Genomic DNA, 22,531 nt, shown 5'->3' with positions numbered 1-22,531 from the left:
TGATCGAAATTAGTCAAATTTCAATTAACCATATGACCACTCCACTTGGTTTTGACTTAGATAACCATTTACATATTGAATTTAGTGTAAATAGCTCTAAACCTATGACGGAAACCAAAAAAAGAGTCATTATAAAAACCGATGAAGTTGTTTACGACTCTGATTGGCAAAACTATGACAATAACTTTTTTGATTTTGCAATCGAGTTAGAACCTCGTACCCACTATACAGTGTCTGTTTCCGTTCAAAATGCCGGCGATGAAATAACTAAGGATAGTTTTTTCGAAACTGGAAAAATAACTGAACCATTTTCAGCTAACTGGATTGGAAACAGTAACAAGGATTTGCAAAATACTTTGTTAAGAAAAGAATTTGCATTAGATAAAGAAATTACTAGTGCACGTCTTTACATGACTGGTTTAGGTGTTTACGAAGTTTACTTCAACAACGAAAAAATTGGTGATGAATTACTTGCGCCTGGTGTAACTGCCTATGATCAAGTAACCCAAGTTCAGACATATGATGTCACTAGTTTTTTACAAAAAACACCAAAGCATGAATTATTGATTTCTCTAGGCGACGGTTGGTATAAAGGAAACTTCGGCTTTGACGGCGGTCAAGAAAATATTTATGGTGATCGTCAAATGGCCATTGCAGAACTGCATTTAACCTTTGCTGATGGGACTGAAGAAGTAATTAACACAGATGATTCATGGCAAACAACTTCGGGAAAAGTTACTAAGTCAGCAATTTACTACGGTGAGGACTTAGATGACACGATAGAAATTACTGGTTGGGAACCAGCAGTAATCATTGATCACTCTAAAGAAATTTTGCATGATCGTTTAAGCTTGCCACTTAAAGTTGAAGAATACTTACCAGTTAAAGAAATCATTCAAACTCCTGCTGGTGAAACTGTCTTAGATTTTGGCCAAAATCATGCAGGTTGGCCTGAGCTTTTCAATCATGAACCTGCGGGACAAACAATTGAACTTCAAGTTGGGGAAATTTTACAAAACGGTAATTTTTACCGGGACAACCTTCGTGAAGCCCGCGCCGCCTTCAAGTATACTTCTGGTGGTAAAGAAAAATGGGTTCGTCCCCACTTTACTTACTATGGTTACCGCTATGCAAAAGTTACAGGTAATACCAAGCCACTTAAGAAAGAAGATTTTCGCTCAGCAGTCATTTACTCCGATATGAAAACTACTGGCGGAATTACAACAGATAATGCGAAAGTCAATCGCCTTTTGCAAAACGTAATTTGGGGTCAAAAGAGTAATTTCTTTGATGTCCCTACCGACTGTCCTCAACGTGATGAACGTCTTGGTTGGACTGGTGATGCAGATGTATTTTCAGCAACAGCCGTTTTGAACATGGATACCTATGCATTCTTTAAGAAATATGCACGTGATATGCAAATCGAACAGAATGCTCATGATGGCATGCTCACAATGTATGCTCCAGCAATGGGTAATGGTAGCGGTGGCGCTGCAATTTGGGGTGATGCTGCAACAATTATTCCATGGACTGTTTACCAAGCATATAATGATCCTGCTATTTTGCGTCAAAATTACTCAAGCATGAAAGCTTGGGTTGAATGGATTGGTAAAAATACTTCAACTAAGAACCTTTGGACAGGTTGCTTCCAATTCGGTGACTGGCTTTCACTTGATGGTGAAAATCCAGCAATGCCAACTGGTAAAACTGATGAAGACTTCATTGCTTCTGTTTACTATTACTACTCTACTTCTATTGTCGCTGAGACAGCACAAATACTTGGTTTTAGCGATGATGCTGCTAAGTACTCAAAACAAGCTAAAGCAATTAAAAAAGCTATTTCTAACGAATATATTACTGCAACTGGACGTTTATCAATTGATACACAAACAGCTTATGCGTTGGCTCTAGCCTTTGATTTAGTACCTAATGAGCAAAAGCAACGTGTCGTTAAAGACCTAGTTACTCGCCTTGGTAAAGATAATAACCATCTAAAGACTGGTTTTGTTGGTACACCAATTGTTTGTCGTGTTCTTTCTGAAAATGGCGAACACAAGCTTGCAACACAAATCTTCTTAAATGAAGACTTCCCAAGTTGGCTTTATGCAGTTAATTTAGGTGCAACAACAATTTGGGAACGTTGGAATTCAGTTATGCCTGATGGCTCAATGAATCCTGAAGGAATGAACTCACTTAACCACTACTCTATTGGTGCGATTATGCAGTGGGTTTACCAGCAAGTACTTGGAATCAGTTCTCAAACAAATGGCTATCAAGAAGTCACTTTGGCACCACAATTTGATTACCGTCTCAAGCATGTTCAAGGTCATTATGAAAGTTCATACGGTGATCTTCAAATTGAATACCAACTTGAAACTGATGAACAACACACAATCAAGCTCAACCTGAATACTCCATTTGGTCAACAAGTAACAGTGAAATTACCACGTGCTACTGGTGAAGTTCAGCTTAATGGTGAAGCCACTAGTCTGCCACTTAAGCTAACTGGTGGACAATATTCTATCAGTTATGTTCCAAGTTCTAGCTATATCGAATACTACAACATTGATATGCCAGCCAAAGACCTTATGGCAGATTCTGAATTAGTAGAAAAATTGTCACCACTGAATGGTGTCTTTGGTTTCTTACAAGATCAAAATAACCTTGACACATTTGGTGGAAGTTCATTAATTGAAATGAATACAATGTTACCATTTGTTAATATCTCCGATGAAGATTTCGCTAACATCAAAGCTGTTTTAGCAGAAACTCCATTGGCTAGTGAAAGGAAGTTTTTAAATGAAGGGCGTACTATTTGATCTTGATGGTGTAATTGCCGATACTTCGGTTTACCACTTTCAAGCCTGGCGAAAACTCATCAAAGACCACTTTAATCGCGAATTACCTGATGAATTAGAAGTCCAAACTAAAGGCGTAAGTCGTGCTGATTCACTTACTGCAATTCTGAACTATTTAGACATTAAAGTAACTGATTCTGAATTTAACAAAATGACTGAAGAAAAGAATGATGTTTTTCGTGAGTTATTAGCCAACTTAACCCCTGCTAATATCCTACCTGGAATATCTGAACTTATTTCTGAACTTAAGGCACATAATGTTAAGCTTTCACTAGCTTCTGCAAGCTTGAACGGTCCTTATATACTAGAAAAATTAGAGCTTATTAGTACTTTCGATGCAATTGCAAATCCCAGCAAAGTTGCAGCAGGAAAACCAGCACCCGACATTTTCATCGCCGCTGCAGATGCCATTAACTTATCTCCAAAAGAATGTGTTGGAATCGAAGACTCAATCGCTGGAATTAAAGCAATAAACTCTTCAGGTGCCTTTTCAGTAGGTGTCGGTAATGAAAATGAACTTAGCGAAGCCTACTTGCTCTATCCTGATACCTCCAAATTAAGCTATGAGCAAATAGAAGCTGCATGGAAAAAGCATAATTAAAACAACTTATATCTACCCTTTGAATTAAAAAACTAGCTAAAAATCAAATCAAACAAAAATAGCCAATTTCCTTACCGAAATTGGCTATTTCTTTATTTTTTATTCACCTAAATAAGCAAAAACTACTTTTTCGTCATAGATGTGAAGCACTTTTTCAAATAAAAAGCGACAAATTACTGCAACAATTGCTGGAATAACAATCCAAACAAGCAGTGCCATTATGAAATTCAAACTGTACTTACCTGCATCCATTGAAGCCAGTGGTCCAACAATGCCTACAAGACCAAATCCTGCTGATGCAGGAGTCCCAGATACATGGAATAATGCGACAGGTATTGCAGACACAATTGCTGTGATTAGTGAGGGCAGAAGAATAATTGGATGTCTAAATAGATTCGGCATCATCATTTTCATTGCGCCTAACGCAATTGCAATTGTTACCCCTGATTTATTTGTGCGCCAAGAATGAACAACTAGCACAATTGTCGTTGCTGCTACACCCATAGCTGCAGCACCAGCTGAAAGCCCGTTTAATTGAATTGCCATGCCAATCGCAACCGTCGAAATTGGTGAAACAATCAAAATACTAAACATGCAGGAAATCAATATACACATTAAAATTGGTTGTAAATCAGTAAATGAATTAATGACGGTTCCTAACCAAGTGGTAATTTTACTTACATAAGGTAAAATTAATAACCCGATCCAGCCTGCGCCAACTCCAATAATAATCGGAGCAGCTACAATTTTCACTGATCCAAAACGTTCCCCTACCATTAATAGTAGAAAAACAGTTAGACCAGCAGTAATCATAGTATTAATCAAATCACCAGTTCCAGCAGAAACAAACACACCTTGTGCTTTAGTTGCTGGATTGACAATTTGCGGAACAAATTTAGTTACGCCTGATCCGACATATGCTGCTGCAGCTACAATAGCTACATCCAACGGAACCATTTTAAATTGGATTGCAATTAGTGCCCCAATCAACAGCGGTGTCGCACATTGGAAAATCAGTAATGCTTGACCGATACTGGCGGTAATTGCATTCTGCCCAAATAACTTTAAAATTGCGCTTACTACTGCATTAGGAATCAAACCAACAATGATCCCAGTTGCAGTTCCTGCCAGAATATTGTTAAAAAATGTTTTGATTGTTAATTTGTTTGTTGTGGTTGTGTCAGCCATAAGAAATACTCCTTCGAATTAATTTTTAATGTTGATTGCATTTAAAAATAATTCGTTGCAAGTAAAAACGGCTTGAATTCAGCTGCATTCTTTTTTCCTCCCATTCAAAGATATTATCAATAGTTTAACATGATAAATTTAAAAATAAAGGAAAAATTAAAAATTAATTAGCCGAATCATAAAATTAGCTTGTTATGTAATAAAAACTAAGCTCTATTCAAAAGTTCAGTTTCATCACTTATTTAACTGTTACCGATCCATCAACAACAGCCAGTGATAACCCATGATAGTTATTTTTTTCAATACGACAGCTTAAGACTGTGCCTGCTATTTCCATAACTGCAACAGTATCATCCACAAATAATGACACTTCATAATCTGTTTCTGGCTTTAATTTAACTTGTCTCGTCAAACCAATATTAAGCATTTGATACCAACGTAAGTTTGGTGTTCTTCTTACAGATAGTTCTTGCCGCTTAAGATCAATATTAAACTCGTATCCTTCTCCGGTTTCTGGGTTCTCGCAAAAAATTATAGAAAAACTTCTAGTTGATGGTTTAAATGAAATTTTGTTTTTTAACAAAAAGCTTTTGGATGATATGCCACCAATTAGCGGTACTTCTGAGCGCCTAAATGGTGAAGAAATTTCTTGTTGATGAAATGACACTTTTTCCTTAACAACTGCTTTTAACCTATGTGGCATTGCAACATCCAATTCACCAATCTTATTTTGCTTTACTTCTAAAGGTAAGAAAGTTCCACCCCACAAATAATTATTCTCGTCTTTTCCTGCCTCTTTTGATGGAACCCAGCCAAAAAGAAATCTTTCTTTTCCATTAGTAGCAGTTCTCGCAGCATAATATGCACGACCGCTAAAAGTATCTTGTTCTGGAATAATCCATGGTCCCATAATCTTTTTACTCATTACATAATGAGTAGTTTTTTCAAGATCGTATTCTGAATAGACTAAATACCACCAATCCCCTTCTTTAAAAAGTTGAGGCATCTCAATCATTGTATATAAATCAGGTGTCCAAAAATCCCCCTTGAATGACCAATCTTTACAGTCTTTAGAAGTATAATAAACTAGTCTACCAGTCTTTTTCTTAACATCAGATTTCAATCTTGTACCCAAAATCAAAAGATATTCATTTGTCTCTTCGTTCCATACAACATTTGGATCTCTCCAATTATCTGGATCATAACCTTCCTGTGGAGCTAATTTATCTGCTTTCCCCTCCTTAGTCCATGTAATACCATCGGTACTAGAAGCTTTCAGCAAAACTTGTGATGGTCTATTTTGACTAACAAAATTTCGATTATATCCAGTATAGTAAGCACTAATTTTATCATCAGGTTTTTCAAATACGCTACCAGCATAAATGAACTGATCTTCGGAATCTTCTTGTCCTTTTTTCAGAACTTCGCCATATGTTTTATATTTAACGAAATCACTAGTGGTAGCAAGTTCCCAGCCAAAAGGATCACCAAATGGAATAGGGCTTCTTGTGTCTTTTTGGAAATATAAATAAAATTGGTTGTCCTTCTTTTGATAAAAAGGCATGCAATCCCCAAAAAAGCAATTATCTGGTCTAAATAAGTATTGTTCCATATACCTTACCTTCTCAAATGACTAGAAAATCTTCAAAGCACTCAGAGCAAAAGATAAAATCACCATTAACAAAATTATTTTGTTTGCACTAACCTTTTTTCTTATTAGTAAAAAGGTCAAAAGCGTAACAGTTAATGGAATAATACCAAGCATAATTTGATCTAAAATTTGTTGTAAATTAAAGGTCATACTTCCCATTTTGAATTTCAAAATTGTTTTTAAAGTAACGGTACTATATGTCATGGCTCCCACCATGATCATACCTAAAATACCTGCTGCTTTAGTAATTATTTTCATCAAACCATTTTCATAAGCTTTTTGAATAAAGTCTCCACCAAGTTCATAACCATATTTCAAGCCATAGTATCTAGCAAGTAGATTTGGAATATTGTAAATAACTAGAAATAGAATTGGTCCAAGAATATTGCCTTCTTTTGCTAAGCTGATTCCTATTCCTGCTGCAATAACTCTAATTGTTCCCCAAAATAGTGAGTCACCTATTCCTGAAAGAGGCCCCATTAAACTTGCTTTTACTGCATTTATTGAACTTGCATCAAATTCATCTAGCTTCTTGTTTTGTTCTTCCATACTGGCTGCAATTCCCATTGGAAAAGGAGCAATAGCAGGAGTAATGTTGAAATATGCTAATCCTCTTTTCAATGCAGAAACACGCTGTGGCTTATCTTCTGGATTAGGATATAGCTTCTTAATAAATGGCAAAAGCATATATAATGCTCCAACACCAGCACCATTTATATAATTCCAAGATCCTTGTAAAAGAAATGATCGCCAGAAAATCTGTTTGAAAGTCTTCTTATCCATAACTTGATCTTGGACAGAACTAACATTTTCTTTAGTCATTGAAAAAATCCTCCTCTAATGTATCATCTTTGTTCCTTTTTTCAGTAACTGTTTTTCTTGAAGTTACTAGATTTTTTACATCCAAAATATTCTTATCGATTGAAGAAAGAATAACTGCTAGGATTATGCCAATAAGTGCAACGGCAATAATCGGCAATTTTAAGTAACAAGCCAATAAAAATCCTAGTAATAAGTAAATCATGTTACCTTTTTCGTAAATCATATTTAGTAAAAGTGCAATTCCCAATGCTGGTAACATTTGTCCTAATACTGTAAGACCATTCATAATAACTGCAGGGATAGAATGTACTAGTGCCGAAATTGAACCAGAACCAAGATATATACCTAAAAAACCAATAATGGCATATACAAGGGGGCCACCAATAATACTCAAGTACTGTAAGTGCTCAATTGCTTTGATATTATCTTCATCTGCATACTTTTCAAAAAAGTTTAATAAAAGACCACGAATGAAAATAACTAATTGATTAACAAAAACTGCCAACAAACTAATTGGGACAGCTAAGGAAAGTGCGACTGCAACACCTTGATGGTTTAAGATTGCAAATGCTGTTCCAAATATCGATCCTGTCATTGAATCAGATGGCATTGCACCACCAATTCCACTAATGCCTAGGAAAATAACCTCTAGTGAGGCTCCCATAATAATACCTGTTTTTAGATCACCTAAGGCTAGACCAACAAGCATTGACATAACAAGTGGCCTTCTAATCATCGGGTCAGACATACCACAGTCGGAAAAATTTCCAATAAACATTATAAGGGCTACCCATAAAGCTGGTACTAACATAAAATTACCTCCCTTAAATTAAACTAGACAGCTGTACATCAGGATCACTTGGAACAGGCTGAACGTTTACTTTTATATTAGTTGCAATTAAGTCCTTCAGTACTTTTTCGTCATCTTCTGTAACAAAAATATTCTTACTTAACTGTTTCTTATTTTTCATATTTTCTGCTCCTACTCGTCCGTAATTGCCAAGGTTAATTAACGGTATATTAGGAACGCTTTGTGCAATTTTTAGTGCATCAGCTGGTTTATTGACTACAACCATAATCTTTAGATTCGCTGACTTCGGATTGTTCATCAATTTTATTCCTTGTTCAACACTAACAAAAAATGGTTTAACTCCATCAGGTACGGACATTTTTAAAGCCATTATTTGAACTTTATTATCCAAAATTTCATCATTGGCAACGATAATTCGATTTACGCCTAAATAATGACTCCATACAACAGCTACTTGACCGTGGATTAATCTGTCATCTACTCGTAATATACTAATCAAAAAAATCATCCTCCTGATCTTCTTCAACAATTTCTATCCTTTTTATAGTTGCTTTCCCAGCCTCAATGGCTTTATCAAGACAAACATCAATTTTTGCCTGGCTTAACAGCAAATTAAGCACAAGCATTGAGTTCATCCCAGATACCAAAAAAACGTTATCACAATCCAAAAAATTCATTAACATTGTATTCACGCTTCCTCCAGGAAAATCTGAAACGAAAACAATTTCTCCTTTCTTATTTTGCTCAAGAAAATTTGAAATCTTTTCTTTTAAAATTGCTGGACTTTCTCCTTCCTGCATACAAAAAGCATACAAATTGTCTTGTTTTCCACTAATCATTTCAACGGAGTTTTTCACTCCCTGCGCTAATGACCCATGACTAACTAAAACAAACTTCCTCATTTTTTCACCCCCCCTGTTCTACTAATCTATTAGCAAAAGTCATGCCAACTCCATCAAAGTACTGTTACATAGGCATTTATAAAAAAAGAAGTGCTTTTTTTAAGCACTTCTTTAAGCAGTTTATTTATTAAAATTAACTTTGAGCAACTCGTAAATTAATGATAGTTCATAATCATTCACTGTAATATTATATTTTTCCTCAATATCGCGAAAAATTTTCTTAGCAATTACATTAAAGTCCCTCTCATCTTTAGTAATGACCTTTTCATGCACATCACTTGTGTCTACTCCTCCTAGCATCAAACGTTCAAGCATCAAAGCAATATGCATGTACAAGCTCAATTTAAGCTTATTTGAAAAGTTAAGATGATAGAACTTTTCAAACTTGGCAACAATCTCTTGGATTTCGGGAATCACGACTTCTGGATTTAAAAATCGTAAACGACCTTTAATACCACCAATTGTAAAAAATTTCAGCAGTTCTTTAATAAGGTTATCAATTGTTTTTTTATCTTCACCCATTTGCTTCAACAACTGTCGCAACTTCCAATCACCGTCTTCATCCATTACATCATACAAGTTCAAAACTTCAATTCCATTTTGTTTTGGCACATCATTTGTCGTTAAAATAAATTTTGTGTTTTTAAAGTAAGAATGATCATGTCTTTGTAAAGTACTCTTAAGATCGCGGTAATCCATTGTGATAACTTCAATATCACTTTTTAAAGTCACCTTCAAAATCTTTTTTACCTCTTCTGATAGTCCTACACCAGACATACAAGAAACGATAACATTTGATTTTTGTGAAATCCCCTCATAGTATTGAATTTTCATTGAGTCAGGATATTTCTCAGCTTTTTCAGCGATTTTCTTAAAGCTCGTTCTCTGCTGAATTTGTAAGCCTAAATCAAGGGCGATTGCAGTAGTTATATTATTAATTACTAATAAATCATTGTTTAATAATGCCTTTATATTTTTATACAAGGTTGCAAGTGACCCCATATCGAATAATAGAATTGTTCCATCATAATTACGATTTTGCTTCCTTATATAACAACTTATTTGAGAAACAATTTCACGATTAGACACATCAATAGGCATATCAAATGCTTCGAAAATATAACTTCCACATAGAGAATTAACTATTGAACAAATGTTAGATGCAACTGCTCCCCCATGACAGACCATAATACCCAACAATTTCTGCTTTTCAATTTCAGGTGCAATTTCATCACATATTACATATAAAAGAACAATAATTAACCAATTAGCATCAATTTTTATATCAAGAGCATTCTTTACCTGGTTACAAATATAAGTGGTTCTTGGGTAATGCTGCTCTACTAATTCCCTCAATTCTTTCAGATCAGTTTTATTATTTTCCCTATGTAAAACTGATAGCAAAGAAGCAGCTTGCTCTATCTTTACCTTTTTTAAATCCTTTAAAAGTCCGTAGCGCAGAAAAACAGGTTTCAAAGTAGCTGTGAGCTTTTTATAAAGATAATTTTTATAATCTTCATCAACTATTAAAACAGAAAGATTCTCATGTAAATCGCGCAAAAATTGATTCATTGCTAAAGACTGATTTTCAATTCTTCGATTTATTTTCTCATTCTTTAGCAATGTTTTTACAAATGAAGCTAGTTTTACATTAATCTCATCACTTGAACTAAAGGTTAAGTTTATGTATTGGGAACTCTTAATTAACCAACTTCTATTATTTTCTTTTTCATTTTTACTAGAAGTGATTTTTAAAATTGAAGAATTGTCAGTTCGATTAAAGTTTTCTGCACAAAGAAGTTTAACTTGATTTTCCAGAGAACCAACATTCCCAATTAATTCAGACTTTAATAAATAATCAACCACATCAGTTGGTACCTCAATATCTCGATCAATTTTGATAGCTTCTTTCTTGAAGAAATTTTCTATTAACTTACAACGTTCAACAAGTGGGCGTTTAGATATTGAAGATAAGCTAACTTTTAAAGGAACACGTCTTCTAAAAGTTTTTAACAAATGATTAGTAATATCTTCTGTAGTAGCAAAAATAAATCGAACATTCACTTGTTTGAAGTGCTTACTTTCTCCCAAAGGGTAAAATTTTCCCGAATCTAGTAAAACAAAAAGCTTTTCTTGACTTTCTCTAGGCAAACGATGGATTTCATCGAGAAAAAGATAGCCTCCATCAGCTTGATCAACTAGTCCAAGATGATCTTGATCAGCCCCTGTAAAAGCTCCCTTTTTATAGCCAAACAACACAGAAGATAGTAGCTCAGGATTATTAGCATAATCTGCACAATTTAAAACCACAAAATTTGCGTTTTGACTAATTACACTAACCTGCTTAGCATATTCATAAATTAATGAAGCTAAAAAACTTTTACCAGAACCAGATGGACCTGTAATAATTAGTGGAAAACCATTTGGTGGGTAGTTGACCGCTGCTTTACACTTATCTATTACTTTTTTAAGACTTCCATCTGATCCTATCATTTTTGCAAATACATCATCATTTGAATTTAGTTGCCAATACACAGGTTTGGTACCACTCTTCAAAAGTAGTCCCTCCTGATATAATTGCGACAAATAAGTGCTAACAACACCACGTGATAGCTGCATTGCCTTTGCAACATCTTGTGTTGTTACTTTTGTTTTATTAGCCAATAAGTTTTCAACTTTGCTTAACACTTGATATTTCGCTTTCATATTATCCCTCCTTCCTTAAAAGCGCTTTCCTTTATTTAAACATAATTATTCTTTATGCCCAAACTAATAATTAGTGAAGTCTCTGTCTGTTTTCTCACTAATAACATCAAAAAAGCCTTGCCGTTAATGACAAGGCCTCTACTGATTATAAAAAAATACTTCTATTTATTTCTTGCTTCTAACCTAAATAAATTTAGATAACTTAAGAAAATAATGACATTAATGATTGACATAACTAAGAAAGCAACCTGACTTCCCTGGGCAGTCAAAACAGAATAATTGCCTGGTTTCTTTTGCCAAGCCGAAATAATTGTGGCCATAACCGTTGTTCCCATTGAGCCAGCATACTGTTGACCAGTCTGAAAGACAGCGGTAGCATCAGTATGTAATTCATCTGGTTGCAATTTGGATGCTTCAGCCATTGTATTGTTGAACGCCATTTGTCTCCCAATAATCATAATACCGTAGAAAACGCCCACCATAACTGTTGAGATTTTCAGACCGAAAATGGTAAATAGTATACTTGCCGTAAAGCAAAAGATTGTACCAGTTAAAAATGGAAGTTTTGGCCCTTTTTGATCATAGATATGCCCAAACCATGGATTCAAGAAGCCACTTAAAATACATCCCGGAAGTAAAACTAAACCGCCAATGAGTGAGCTTTCATGATTAACAATTTGAACATAGTTTGGTAACACGAAACTAGTTCCAATATTAATAAACTGCAGCAATAAATAAGAAATCATCGCGAAAACAAATGGTTTATTTTTGAAAATATCTAAGTTGATTAGCTTCTTTTTGCTCTTCTTCGACAGTTTGATAAAAAGGAATACTAGCGCTGCAACAACAGCCATACTTATCCAAAAATATGGATCACCGAAGCCATTACTAATTCGATTAAAGCCCAAGTTAAAGATAATCATAGCCGCAGCAATCACAAAGTAACTCGCCCAATCAAAGCTTGGATGCTTTTTTTCGTGGTATTGCTCAATTGATAGAGCACCGATGATTAGTACGACTACAGCAATTAAAGCAACAATATGAAAAATTAACGGCCAGCCAAAATAATAAACAACTGTCCCACCAAATGTTGGTCCTAAAGATGGGGCAAGAATAACTACTAGACCAGTTAATCCCATATAAAAGCCCCATTTTTCCTGCGGCATTAGTTCAACAACCAAATTAAACATCAATGGAATTGACAAACCAGCTCCCACAGATGAAATGAGTCTTCCAGCAAGCAAAACCCAAAAATTAGGTGCCAGTCCAGCAACTACTGAGCCGCCAATAAATGAAATAGCTGCTGTTAAAAATAGCTGTTTAGCCGAAAAACGCTCGTTTAAATATGAGCTTGCAACCATAATAACTGCAATTGTTAAAAGGTAGCCTGTAGTGGTCCATTGAACAAGTCCTAGACCAATATGAAATTGTTTCATTAACGTAGGAAAAGTAACGTTCAAACTTGTTTCCGTTAAGATTGATACAAATGCCATCAGTGCGCAGCTAACAATTGCCAAAATATGTTTTGGCGTCTCTGCTTTTCTTTCCATTCTCTTAAACCTCCCGGTAATAAAAAAGAGTAAAAAGCCAATTAGCTTTTACCCTTTCCAATCCTTAATCGGTTTTCACCGATCAGATAACAATGTACAGGACACATTATCCTTATTTTTGCTCAAAACGTGATACTAAGTTATCATGTAAAGCTTCGTAACCCGGTTTGTTTAGTAGACCAAACATGTTACGTTTGTATTCTTCAACACCTGGTTGGTTAAATGGATTAATGCCATTAAGGTAACCAGAAATTGAAATGGCTAACTCGAAGAAGTAAATAAGGTAGCCTAATGTGTGCTCAGTTTGATCTGGAATATTAACAGTCATAACTGGAACACCACCATCAGTATGTGCTAAAACAACACCTTCGTATGCACGATCGTTAACAAAGTTTAAGCTCTTTCCTTCTAAGAAGTTCAATTGATCTAAATTACGATCATCTGAAGGAATCTCTACATCGTTTGCAGGATTTTCAACTCTAATAACTGTTTCAAACAAGTTACGTAAACCTTCTTGAATGTATTGACCTAATGAGTGAAGATCAGTTGTAAAGTTTGCACTTGCTGGCCAAATACCCTTGTTGTCTTTACCTTCTGATTCACCCATTAATTGCTTGCACCACTCACTAAACATTCTCAAAGTTGGTTCGTAGTTTTCGACAATTTCAGTAGTGTATCCTTTACGGTACAAGATATTACGTAAAGCAGCGTATTGGTATGGTGTTGCCTTTGATAAGTCAGTATCAGTGTATTCGCTACGTGCATCAGCAGCACCTTGCATAAGTTGATCAATGTCAGCACCAGAAACAGCGATTGGTAATAAACCAACAGCAGAAAGGACGCTGAAACGACCACCAATGTCATCTGGAACAACAAATTCTTCATAGCCTTCAGCATCTGCTTCAGTCTTAAGAGCACCTTTAGCACGGTCAGTTGTAGCAAAGATACGTTTTTGAGCTTCTTCTTTACCGTATTTCTTAATTAACTTATCTTTAAAGATTCTGAATGCAACAGCAGGTTCTGTGGTTGTACCAGATTTAGAAATAACGTTAATGCTAAAGTCCTTATCTCCTAACCATTCAATCAAATCGTGAAGATATGAACCAGAAAGTGAGTTACCACAAAAGACAACAGTTGGATACTTATCCTTGCCCTTACCATAAAAAGCGCTATTTAAGAATTCAATGGCAGCTTGGGCTCCAAGGTATGAGCCACCGATACCAATACAAATCAAAACTTCCGAATCGGCTTGAATTTTTGCAGCTGCTTTTTTAATACGAGCGAATTCTTCTTTGTCGTAATCAACTGGTAAGTCAACCCAACCTAAAAAGTCACTACCTGCACCGGTACCTTCCTTTAATTCCTTAGATGCAGCATCAACCATTGCTTGCATTTCGCCTAGTTCATTTTCGTGAACAAATGGTGTTAATTTACTGCTATCGAATTTAATTAAACTCATAAAATACGCTCCCTTTATTGAATTAAATATCTATTTCACAAAACCATTTTAGCAATCTTATTTTATAAATACCAGCGCTTTTTAAATTGTTTTCAGCTTTACTCGTAATTGTTGAAAAAGCCAGTATAGTAAATAACCCAAGGCCGCCCCACAACTATTAAAAAAGACATCATCAATGTCACTCACACCGGTTGCGAGTAGAAACTGCATTGTTTCAATAAAAACTGAAAATAAGACACCTGCTACTAACACCCTGATAAAAGTTTGCTTTTTTGAAAAAACAAATGGTGCTAAAAAACCGAATGGCAAAAAGCAAGCAACATTACCCAGTGAGTTGTAAATAAAATCCAACCGACTCTGAGCATAGTACATCTTCCAAGTTTCTTTCATAAATACGAGATTAATCTCACTTAGCGGTCGATGGAAATTGAAAGAAAGTTGCCATGGGAAATAGGTTCGGCGAAAAGTGGTTAACATTAAAATCAAAATTAAATAAAAAGCAAACAGCCATACCGTCGCTTCTGATTTAAGTGTTCGCCTTCGTCTTACCACCATTAACCAAAACAAACGCAAAATCATGAAAACCAAAAAATAAAAAATTGTCTTATCAAATGCCAACATAATTAACTTAATTAAGGCAAAATGATTAACTTTAGTTGCATAACTTTGAGCAATTAAGTTATATAGCGGTCCTAGAAATATCATTTTAGTTCAAGTCCTATAAATTTAGTGTTCATCTAGATTATACCCAATCTTTGCCAAATTTTTCTTAAAAAAGGACTAACAATTCAGAAATGATTGTCTAAAGTGCACGAAAATTCTAAAATAATTAAATAAGGAGAGTTCAACTTGAAAAAAAAGAAGCTGATTAATTTTATCCAGACCCGTACAGGCTTTTTTTGTCTGTTGGTTGTTTTGTTTACATTAAAATACATTTTTGCTGCCTATCATGATTTTAACCTGGGCATTAGTGACCCTTACCAACACATTATCATGTGGATCAGTCCTATCGGATCGGCGGTTTTATTACTAAGCATTGGATTTTACTTTTCTAAACCAGTTGTATCCTATGTCATCATGTTGATAATGGATTTCGCCAATACTGGTTTGCTTTTTGCTAACATCTTAAATTATCGACAATTTGCAGACTTCATTACTGTCAAAACAATGACTAATGCAGCTAAAGTAGCACCAGGTCTTGGAAAAAGTGCGGTTGCCCTATTAAAGCCCTCTGACCTAATTTTATGGCTCGACTTAATTATTGTGATAGGACTTTTGCTTGCTCATAAAATCAAAATTGACCAAAAATCATATGGATTACTAACTCCATTTACGATCACAACGTGTGGAGCCCTAATTTTAAGTCTCAATGTTTTTTTAGCAGAATCGTCACGTCCACGCCTTTTAGGGACAACTTTTGATCGTTCATACATTGTTAAGTACCTAGGAATTGACACTTTTACCGTGTACGACGGCGTGAAAAATGAACAAACTGAGCAAGTAAATCGTAATGCTAACACCGCTGACTTAAACAAAATATTGGCTTATACACGTAAAAACAAGTTACCAGTTAGCCCTCAGTATTATGGTGCTGCCAAAGGCAAAAACGTCATTGTAATCCACCTAGAGAGTTTCCAGCAATTCGTAATCGATCTCAAAATTAACGGCAAGGAAGTCACACCTTTTCTTAACTCAATCTATCATAGTCGTCATTCACTTAGTTTTTCTAATTTCTATCATCAAGTTGGAATTGGACGTACTAGTGACGCAGAAAACATGCTTGAAACAAGCACATTTGGTATCTCAGACGGTTCACTTTTTACTGCGCTAGGTAGTTCAAATACCTTCCAAGCCGCGCCACAGATTTTGCGTGAAAAAGGCAACTATACTTCAGCCGTTTTTCACGGCAATGTTGGTTCATTTTGGAATCGTGACGATGTCTACAAAAATATGGGTTATAACTATTTCTTTGATCAAAATTATTACAGTCACGATCAAAGCGATAGTATTGGTTACGGAATCAAAGATAAAGTCATGTTCGCTGAAAGTGTTAAATATCTTGAGCGCATGCAACAACCTTTTTATAGCAAATTTATCACCGTTACCAATCATACCCCGTTTGATATGGACGAAGAAGATCGCGATCCAAACTTTAAAACTGCGGATACATCTGACAAAGCTATCAACAACTACTTTGAAACGGCCCACTATCTTGATCAAGCAATCAGGGAATTTTTCGACTATTTGAATAAATCTGGTTTAATGAAAAACACAGTAGTAATGATTTATGGTGACCACTACGGCTTAAGTAATTCCGAAAATGAAACCTTGGCTCCTATTATTGGCGAAAGCTCGGATACTTGGAATAGTTATAATAATGTCCAAATGCAACGTGTGCCCTTTATGCTTTACTCCCCTAGCTTAAAGGGCAAGATTATGAATGAAGTTGCAGGAGAAATTGATGTTTTGCCTACACTACTTCACTTACTTGGCATTTCCAATAAGAACTATATTCAGTTTGGTAATGACCTGTTATCACCGAAGTACAAACCGTGGATTGTTTTTAGAAATGGCACAATTGTCAGTCAAAAATATGTTATTATCGGCGGAAAAGGTAAAAAAGGCACTGTTTACGATCGAATCAGCGGTAAAGAAATTATCAATTATACAGAAAAAGAAAACAAAGAAATTGCGGAACTAGCCAAAAAAGGAAAAATGGCTCTTAAGTACTCTGATTTGCTCAATAACCATAACCTTTTACGTTTTTACACCCCAAAGGGATTTAAACCAGTTGATCCAGGTCAATTCGATTACTTGAGTAACTTCCAGCAAATGGAAGCCTTAAGAGCAAAATTAAAGACCAAATCAACAGCACTAATCTCCACACATAAGCACTCCACTACTCGTTTTTATCGTACTGATGCCCCTGAATTAAATGGCCGCCACTACGAAATAACAGAAATTCCTGAATCAGTAGCAGAAAATCATTTAGATAAAAAAAGGGATAATGATAGCCAAAAGAAAAAAAGAGAATATAATTAAGACATAGTTAATCTTTTTATAATTTGAGGTGTTTTAAACTATGGTCTATTTAATTTTGGTTATTGTCGTTATTCTTTTATTTCTATCATGTTGCCGAGTTGTTCCTCAAAATAACGAAGGACTAATCGAAACTCTAGGTAAATACTCAAGAACAGTTAAAGCAGGCCTTGTGTTTGTCATACCTGTAATTCAAAGATTGCGACGCGTTTCATTAGCAATGTTTCCAGCAGAAATTTCTAAGTATTCAATTATTACTAAGGACAATGCTGAAATCACCACTAGTTTGACGTTAAACTATTTAGTAACTGATTCATATAAGTACTTTTACAACAATACCGATTCAGTTAAGTCGATGGTTGAATTAATTAGAGGACACTTACGCGATATCATTGGTCGGATGGACTTAAACGATGCCCTTGGTTCAACTAGTAAAATCAATTCACAACTTGCTGATGCAATTGGCGATTTGACAGATTTATATGGTATTCGTGTGGTTCGTGTCAATATTGATGAATTACTTCCTAGTGTTGAAATTCAAAAGGCAATGGATAAACAACTAACTGCTGATAGAGAAAAAATTGCAGCAATTGAAAAAGCCGAAGGCGAAGCTAAAAACATTGAATTAACCACTAAGGCCAAAAATGAGGCATTAATTGCCACTGCAAAGGCTAAAGCTGAAGCTGTCAAAACTGAAGCCGATGCTGAGGCATACCGAATTAATCAGCTACAGGCAAGCTTGGATAAAGCTTCAGATGGTTACTTTAGAAACCAAAGCCTAGATAGTTTTAACAAGCTTGCTTCTGGTCCTTCTAACCTAATTGTAGTCGATAAAGATGATATGACTAACTTAGGTGCAGTACCTGCTACAGCAAAAATTTGGCAAAAATCTACTGACAAAAAAGAATAATACCTAAGAGTAAACAAAAAGCACTTCAGTTGAAGTGCTTTTTGTTTATTCAGATAGATACTGTTCAAATCCTTCATCAAAGAAAGTGATTGTGAAAATAGCTCCTTCGTTAGGACTCGAATCTACGCTAATTTTGCCACCATGCTGCTTAATTAGCGAAGAGACAATTGAAAGGCCAAGACCAGATTCACCAGTTCCTTGACGAGCCCTTGACGGATCAGCTTTGAAAAAACGATCAAAGATATACTTCATTTGTTCATCGCTCATTCCAATTCCGTTATCCATAACCACAATTTCTGTAGCATGGTCTTTCCTTCGGCCACTAATTACTATTTGACCATTTTTGGTAAATTGAATTGCATTTTGAACCAAATTGAAAATTATTTGGGTAAAGCGATCCTTGTCCGCATAAACTGACAAATCGCCAGGTGCAGCAATTCGAATCTCATCATGTTCCTTTTCAGCGTTTTGTGAAAGCTGCATTTTCACATCTTCTAATATCTTAGTTGCATTAAATGATGTTTTAACCAACAAAATCTGATTATTACGAATTTTTTCAAAATCAAGATTTTCATTGACTAATCTGATTAGCCTTTTAGTTTCTTTTTTCATTAGAGAAATTGACTTAGGCTTAGCGTCTTCAGGAATCGCATCATATTGCAATCCTTCCAAAATTCCGTTAATGGTTGTTAGAGGCGTTCTCATTTCATGAGCAGCGTCAGCCAGGAACTGATCCCGCCGTTTTTCCTGATTCTTGATTTCTTCATCAGACTGTTTCAGCGACCGTACCATTTGGTTAAAGTTATCGGCTAGCTGATCAATTTCATCGTTTCCCTTATAATTGAGCTGCACATCAAAATTACCGGAAGTAACCTTCTTGGTTGCAATCGAGAGGCGCTTAATTTTGCTAGTAGTGTAATATGACAAAGCTAAACTTAAGGCAACTCCGACAGTTAACGCAACAATAAAAGCATTTACCAAATTTTGCTTCGCCATTGCTATTGGTCTTTCAACGTTTTTTACCCTAGCGCCAAGCCAAATTGCACCAATCATCTTGTGCTCACTCATCCAAGGAACAAGAACACCAGTACATGGATCATTAGTGTGGCCCATATAAGAATGAGAGTCGTTATTATTTTTAATACGAATTTCTTGCCCTTGTTTCAAAATACCATATATATCAGAAGCAAGGTGCAAGTCTTTAGCAGTCTTGGGATAAATTTGACGGCCATCTGAATCAAAAATACGGAGATGAAGGTCATCACCACGTAAGACAAATTCCATTTGCTTTAGGAAATTTGCATTTAACATTAATGTGCCATTCTTTTTATCCGTAGCTGCCAAAGAACCCAATGAAGACGCATAGTCTTCCATTCGCTGATAGTTTTGCGAATATGATTGGTTTGTTACATAAGCAATTTCGGAATAGCCAATAATTGCAACAGTTGTCAAAATAATCAGCAGAAAGCTAAGCATGTGCTGATAAATCAATTTCATAATTTATTAAACCTGTGAATCGTCAAACTTGTAACCAATTCCCCAGACCGTTTGAATGACGTTTGCTCCAACTTTTTCTAGCTTATGTCGTAATTTCTTGATATGTGCGTCGACTGTTCGTTCTTCGCCAAAAAAATTATAGCCCCAAACATAGTCAATTAATTGGCTCCGCGAAAAAACCTGCTTAGGTTTTTCTGCCATTATAGCCAACAAATCAAATTCCTTTGGGGTAATATCTGGTACTTTTTTGTTATCAAACAAGATTTCACGTCTGTCTTTAGAAATTTTAATATGTTCTGTTTCAACATCAAACTTTTCTTTTACTTTATCAGCTTCGGCTTTAGCTTTAGCTCTACTTTGGCTTTCTTCTATATCAATTCTTCGCTGAAGAGCCTTGATTCTTGCAATTAAAGCTAATGGACTAAATGGCTTTGAAACATAATCATCTGCGCCTACGCCTAGGCCCAAAATCTGCTCTGCTTCACTATTTCTCGCCGTCAGCATAATAATTGGAATAGTTGGCGATTTCTCTCTAATTTCTCTAGCAACCTGGATCCCGTCTTTTTTTGGTAAATTCAAATCCAGTGTAACTAAATTATACTGATCAGGATTAGCAGAAAATTTTTCAACCGCTTGCTCCCCATCAGTAGCAACCTCCATTGTCCAACCCTCTTTTTTGATGAACATTTCCATCATCTCTGCAACGGACTGGTCATCCTCAACCATTAAGATATTTAATTTCATTTTCGGTCCCTAAATCCCTTAGTTCTCTCATGCTTTACGTCATCAGGATTAACGTAATCATGTGGCAATTCATGGCGATCGATCAAAAACTTCTTTAAGCTTTTCTCTGTTGCCATAATTGGAAATATAAGAAAAAGATAAAATGTGAGTAGCCAAATTAGGAAATATCGATCCCAATTCAGCAAATGGACACCAATCCCAATTAGTAACTGTATTCCGCCAAAAAGGATAAAGTAAAGACTAGCCTTTTTTTGAGCAAACTTAAAACTAGTCGAATTAGTCTGAGCAAGGTATGAATAATATCCGTAAAGTGGATGCGGTTTTCGGGGAGGATTAATTAGCCAGATAATTCCCACAACCATAATAACTGATCCACAAGCGATATATATCATACTTTTCCCTCTTTTAGTCTTGAAAATCTATTCGTCATTTCCAGGAGCAGAAATAACCATTTTCATTTTACCAGTGAAAGTGAATTTTTTCATCTGATTAGGAATGATCAGATTTGTACCCTTTTTTAATTGGTATGAATCAGATTCAGTTTCTAACTGACCAGATCCATCAATTACAGTTACTAGCAGATACGGGTGTTCATTTAAGCCCGTTCTCCACTCACCATTTAAATCAATTTGCCATAGATAAAAATGTGGTGATACAGGTGGAGCAACCAAGGTCGTAATTTGTGCATCTTGATCTTGTTCAATCTTGCCGTTAAGCTTAGGATCAACGTGAGGAACGGTAGTAACATCGATAGATTTCTCAGTATGTAAATCTCTCTTTTGTCCAGTCTTGTCATCGATTCGATCATAGTCATATAAGCGATACGTAACATCACTTGATTGCTGGGTTTCAATTACCATGATTCCTTTAGTCAAGGCATGAATTGTACCTGCCGGAACGTAGAAGAAGTCACCTGCTTTAACTGGAACTTTCCGCAAAAGCTTATCCCATTGGCCTTTGTTAATCATATCAGCCAATTCTGCACGTGTTTTTGCAGTATGACCATAGATTAAATAAGAACCAGGATCAGCTTGTAATACGTACCAACTTTCAGTTTTTCCACGATCATTTTCTACTTTTTCAGCATAATCATCATCTGGATGAACTTGGACAGACAAATCATCATTAGCATCAAGAAATTTCACTAATAGTGGAAATTCCTTACTTTTCGGATTACCAAAAAGCTCAGGGTTTTCTTGATAAATCGAACGCAAGCTCTTACCTTTTAATTCGCCGTTTGTTGCCGTTGAGGCATCATCCTTATAACCTGAAATAACCCATGCTTCTCCGACTTTTCCATCAGGAATATCGTAGTTAAAGATTGTTTCTAGCTTACGGCCACCCCATATTTTTGATCTAAAATACGGAGTTAAAAAGATCGGTTCCATTCCCTATCACCTCATATATAAGTTTAAACTTTTACACATTAAAATTAAAACAAATTTTCAAATATGAAAACAAGTTGTTGTTACAATAATAATATTTTTTTATAAATCGTTAATTCAAAAATACAGCCTAATTTTAAAAAATAAAAAAGAAATCCTATCGCAACAAGCTAGATAATTGATAAGTAATATTTTGCAGTAACTTTATATTGTTTTTCTTTATATGTTTTTATTAAGCAAATTTGTGTGCTATTTGAAATAACCAGTATAAAAACCTATCATACTATAATTTTAAAGCAATCCATAAGCAATTTTTACTAGATGTGGTTAATTACTAATCATGGATTGCATCACTTATATGTTATAAAGTAAGTCTTGTTTTTTCAATAACAAATTAACATTTGTTTA

Annotated in this window: 18 protein-coding genes; 4 read left to right on the top strand and 14 right to left on the bottom strand. The window is 35.3% G+C overall.

The window, feature by feature from the left end; all coding sequences use genetic code 11:
- Positions 1-2: 2 nt before the first annotated feature.
- Both H3R25_RS01675 and pgmB read left to right on the top strand, forming a co-directional pair.
- The gene (locus tag H3R25_RS01675) at positions 3-2,819 is read left to right on the top strand and encodes an alpha-L-rhamnosidase (RefSeq protein ID WP_198194385.1); all 2,817 of its coding nucleotides are present in this window, start codon (positions 3-5) and stop codon (positions 2,817-2,819) included.
- On the top strand, positions 2,800-3,459 hold the full coding sequence (gene pgmB / locus H3R25_RS01670; protein WP_198194086.1) for a beta-phosphoglucomutase: 660 nt from the start codon (positions 2,800-2,802) through the stop codon (positions 3,457-3,459). The genes H3R25_RS01675 and pgmB overlap by 20 nt, the downstream gene beginning before the upstream one ends.
- 99 nt (positions 3,460-3,558) lie before the next feature.
- On the opposite strand, the gene H3R25_RS01665 is transcribed toward pgmB, so the two are convergent.
- The 10 genes from H3R25_RS01665 to H3R25_RS01620 all read right to left on the bottom strand — a co-directional run bounded on the left by H3R25_RS01665 (position 3,559) and on the right by H3R25_RS01620 (position 15,253).
- The gene (locus tag H3R25_RS01665; protein ID WP_198188785.1) at positions 3,559-4,647 is read right to left on the bottom strand and encodes a PTS sugar transporter subunit IIC; all 1,089 of its coding nucleotides are present in this window, start codon (positions 4,645-4,647) and stop codon (positions 3,559-3,561) included.
- A gap of 238 nt (positions 4,648-4,885) precedes the next feature.
- Positions 4,886-6,211, bottom strand: coding sequence for a family 43 glycosylhydrolase (locus H3R25_RS01660; protein ID WP_198194084.1), 1,326 nt, complete (start codon positions 6,209-6,211; stop codon positions 4,886-4,888).
- A gap of 69 nt (positions 6,212-6,280) precedes the next feature.
- Positions 6,281-7,120 carry a PTS system mannose/fructose/sorbose family transporter subunit IID gene (locus H3R25_RS01655; protein WP_232354528.1) on the bottom strand — a complete coding sequence of 280 codons (840 nt, stop codon included), beginning with the start codon at positions 7,118-7,120 and terminating at the stop codon, positions 6,281-6,283.
- A complete protein-coding gene (locus H3R25_RS01650) occupies positions 7,113-7,931 on the bottom strand; it encodes a PTS sugar transporter subunit IIC (protein ID WP_198194082.1) in 819 nt (272 codons plus the stop codon). The genes H3R25_RS01655 and H3R25_RS01650 overlap by 8 nt, the downstream gene beginning before the upstream one ends.
- Positions 7,932-7,944: 13 nt before the next feature.
- Entirely contained in the window at positions 7,945-8,430 is a 486-nt protein-coding gene (locus H3R25_RS01645; RefSeq protein ID WP_198194080.1) for a PTS sugar transporter subunit IIB, read from the bottom strand.
- Positions 8,423-8,833: a PTS sugar transporter subunit IIA gene (locus H3R25_RS01640; RefSeq protein ID WP_198194078.1), complete on the bottom strand. Its 411-nt coding sequence runs from the start codon at positions 8,831-8,833 to the stop codon at positions 8,423-8,425. Before H3R25_RS01640 ends, H3R25_RS01645 begins: the two co-directional genes overlap by 8 nt.
- 120 nt (positions 8,834-8,953) lie before the next feature.
- On the bottom strand, positions 8,954-11,539 hold the full coding sequence (locus H3R25_RS01635; RefSeq protein ID WP_198194077.1) for a sigma 54-interacting transcriptional regulator: 2,586 nt from the start codon (positions 11,537-11,539) through the stop codon (positions 8,954-8,956).
- A 161-nt stretch (positions 11,540-11,700) separates the two neighbouring features.
- Complete coding sequence (locus tag H3R25_RS01630) at positions 11,701-13,089, bottom strand: MFS transporter (RefSeq protein ID WP_198194075.1); 1,389 nt, start codon at positions 13,087-13,089, stop codon at positions 11,701-11,703.
- Positions 13,090-13,201: 112 nt separating this feature from the next.
- Positions 13,202-14,548: a glucose-6-phosphate isomerase gene (locus H3R25_RS01625; RefSeq protein ID WP_074425504.1), complete on the bottom strand. Its 1,347-nt coding sequence runs from the start codon at positions 14,546-14,548 to the stop codon at positions 13,202-13,204.
- Positions 14,549-14,629: 81 nt separating this feature from the next.
- The gene (locus tag H3R25_RS01620; protein WP_198194073.1) at positions 14,630-15,253 is read right to left on the bottom strand and encodes a VanZ family protein; all 624 of its coding nucleotides are present in this window, start codon (positions 15,251-15,253) and stop codon (positions 14,630-14,632) included.
- Between the two features lie 144 nt (positions 15,254-15,397).
- Here H3R25_RS01620 and H3R25_RS01615 point away from each other — a divergent pair, with 144 nt between their 5' ends.
- Entirely contained in the window at positions 15,398-17,590 is a 2,193-nt protein-coding gene (locus H3R25_RS01615) for an LTA synthase family protein (RefSeq protein ID WP_198194072.1), read from the top strand.
- 40 nt (positions 17,591-17,630) lie between these two features.
- The gene (locus H3R25_RS01610) at positions 17,631-18,497 is read left to right on the top strand and encodes an SPFH domain-containing protein (RefSeq protein ID WP_046306603.1); all 867 of its coding nucleotides are present in this window, start codon (positions 17,631-17,633) and stop codon (positions 18,495-18,497) included.
- Between the two features lie 45 nt (positions 18,498-18,542).
- On the opposite strand, the gene H3R25_RS01605 is transcribed toward H3R25_RS01610, so the two are convergent.
- Genes H3R25_RS01605 through manA form a run of 4 tightly spaced genes read right to left on the bottom strand, consistent with a single transcriptional unit; the run spans position 18,543 to position 22,126 of the window.
- Positions 18,543-19,994 (bottom strand): HAMP domain-containing sensor histidine kinase, encoded by a 1,452-nt coding sequence (locus tag H3R25_RS01605; protein WP_198194070.1) that lies wholly within the window; start codon positions 19,992-19,994, stop codon positions 18,543-18,545.
- Between the two features lie 6 nt (positions 19,995-20,000).
- The gene (locus H3R25_RS01600) at positions 20,001-20,738 is read right to left on the bottom strand and encodes a response regulator transcription factor (protein ID WP_046306599.1); all 738 of its coding nucleotides are present in this window, start codon (positions 20,736-20,738) and stop codon (positions 20,001-20,003) included.
- Entirely contained in the window at positions 20,735-21,130 is a 396-nt protein-coding gene (locus tag H3R25_RS01595; protein WP_198194068.1) for an SdpI family protein, read from the bottom strand. Before H3R25_RS01595 ends, H3R25_RS01600 begins: the two co-directional genes overlap by 4 nt.
- Positions 21,131-21,157: 27 nt before the next feature.
- On the bottom strand, positions 21,158-22,126 hold the full coding sequence (gene manA, locus H3R25_RS01590) for a mannose-6-phosphate isomerase, class I (RefSeq protein ID WP_046306596.1): 969 nt from the start codon (positions 22,124-22,126) through the stop codon (positions 21,158-21,160).
- Between the last annotated feature and the right edge of the window lie 405 nt (positions 22,127-22,531).

Origin of the sequence: Lactobacillus sp. M0390 (assembly GCF_016102085.1) — a bacterium.
In the GTDB taxonomy this organism is placed as follows: domain Bacteria; phylum Bacillota; class Bacilli; order Lactobacillales; family Lactobacillaceae; genus Lactobacillus; species Lactobacillus apis.
Note: the sequence above shows the minus strand (reverse complement) of the source record. Positions and strands in the feature narration are given on the sequence as shown.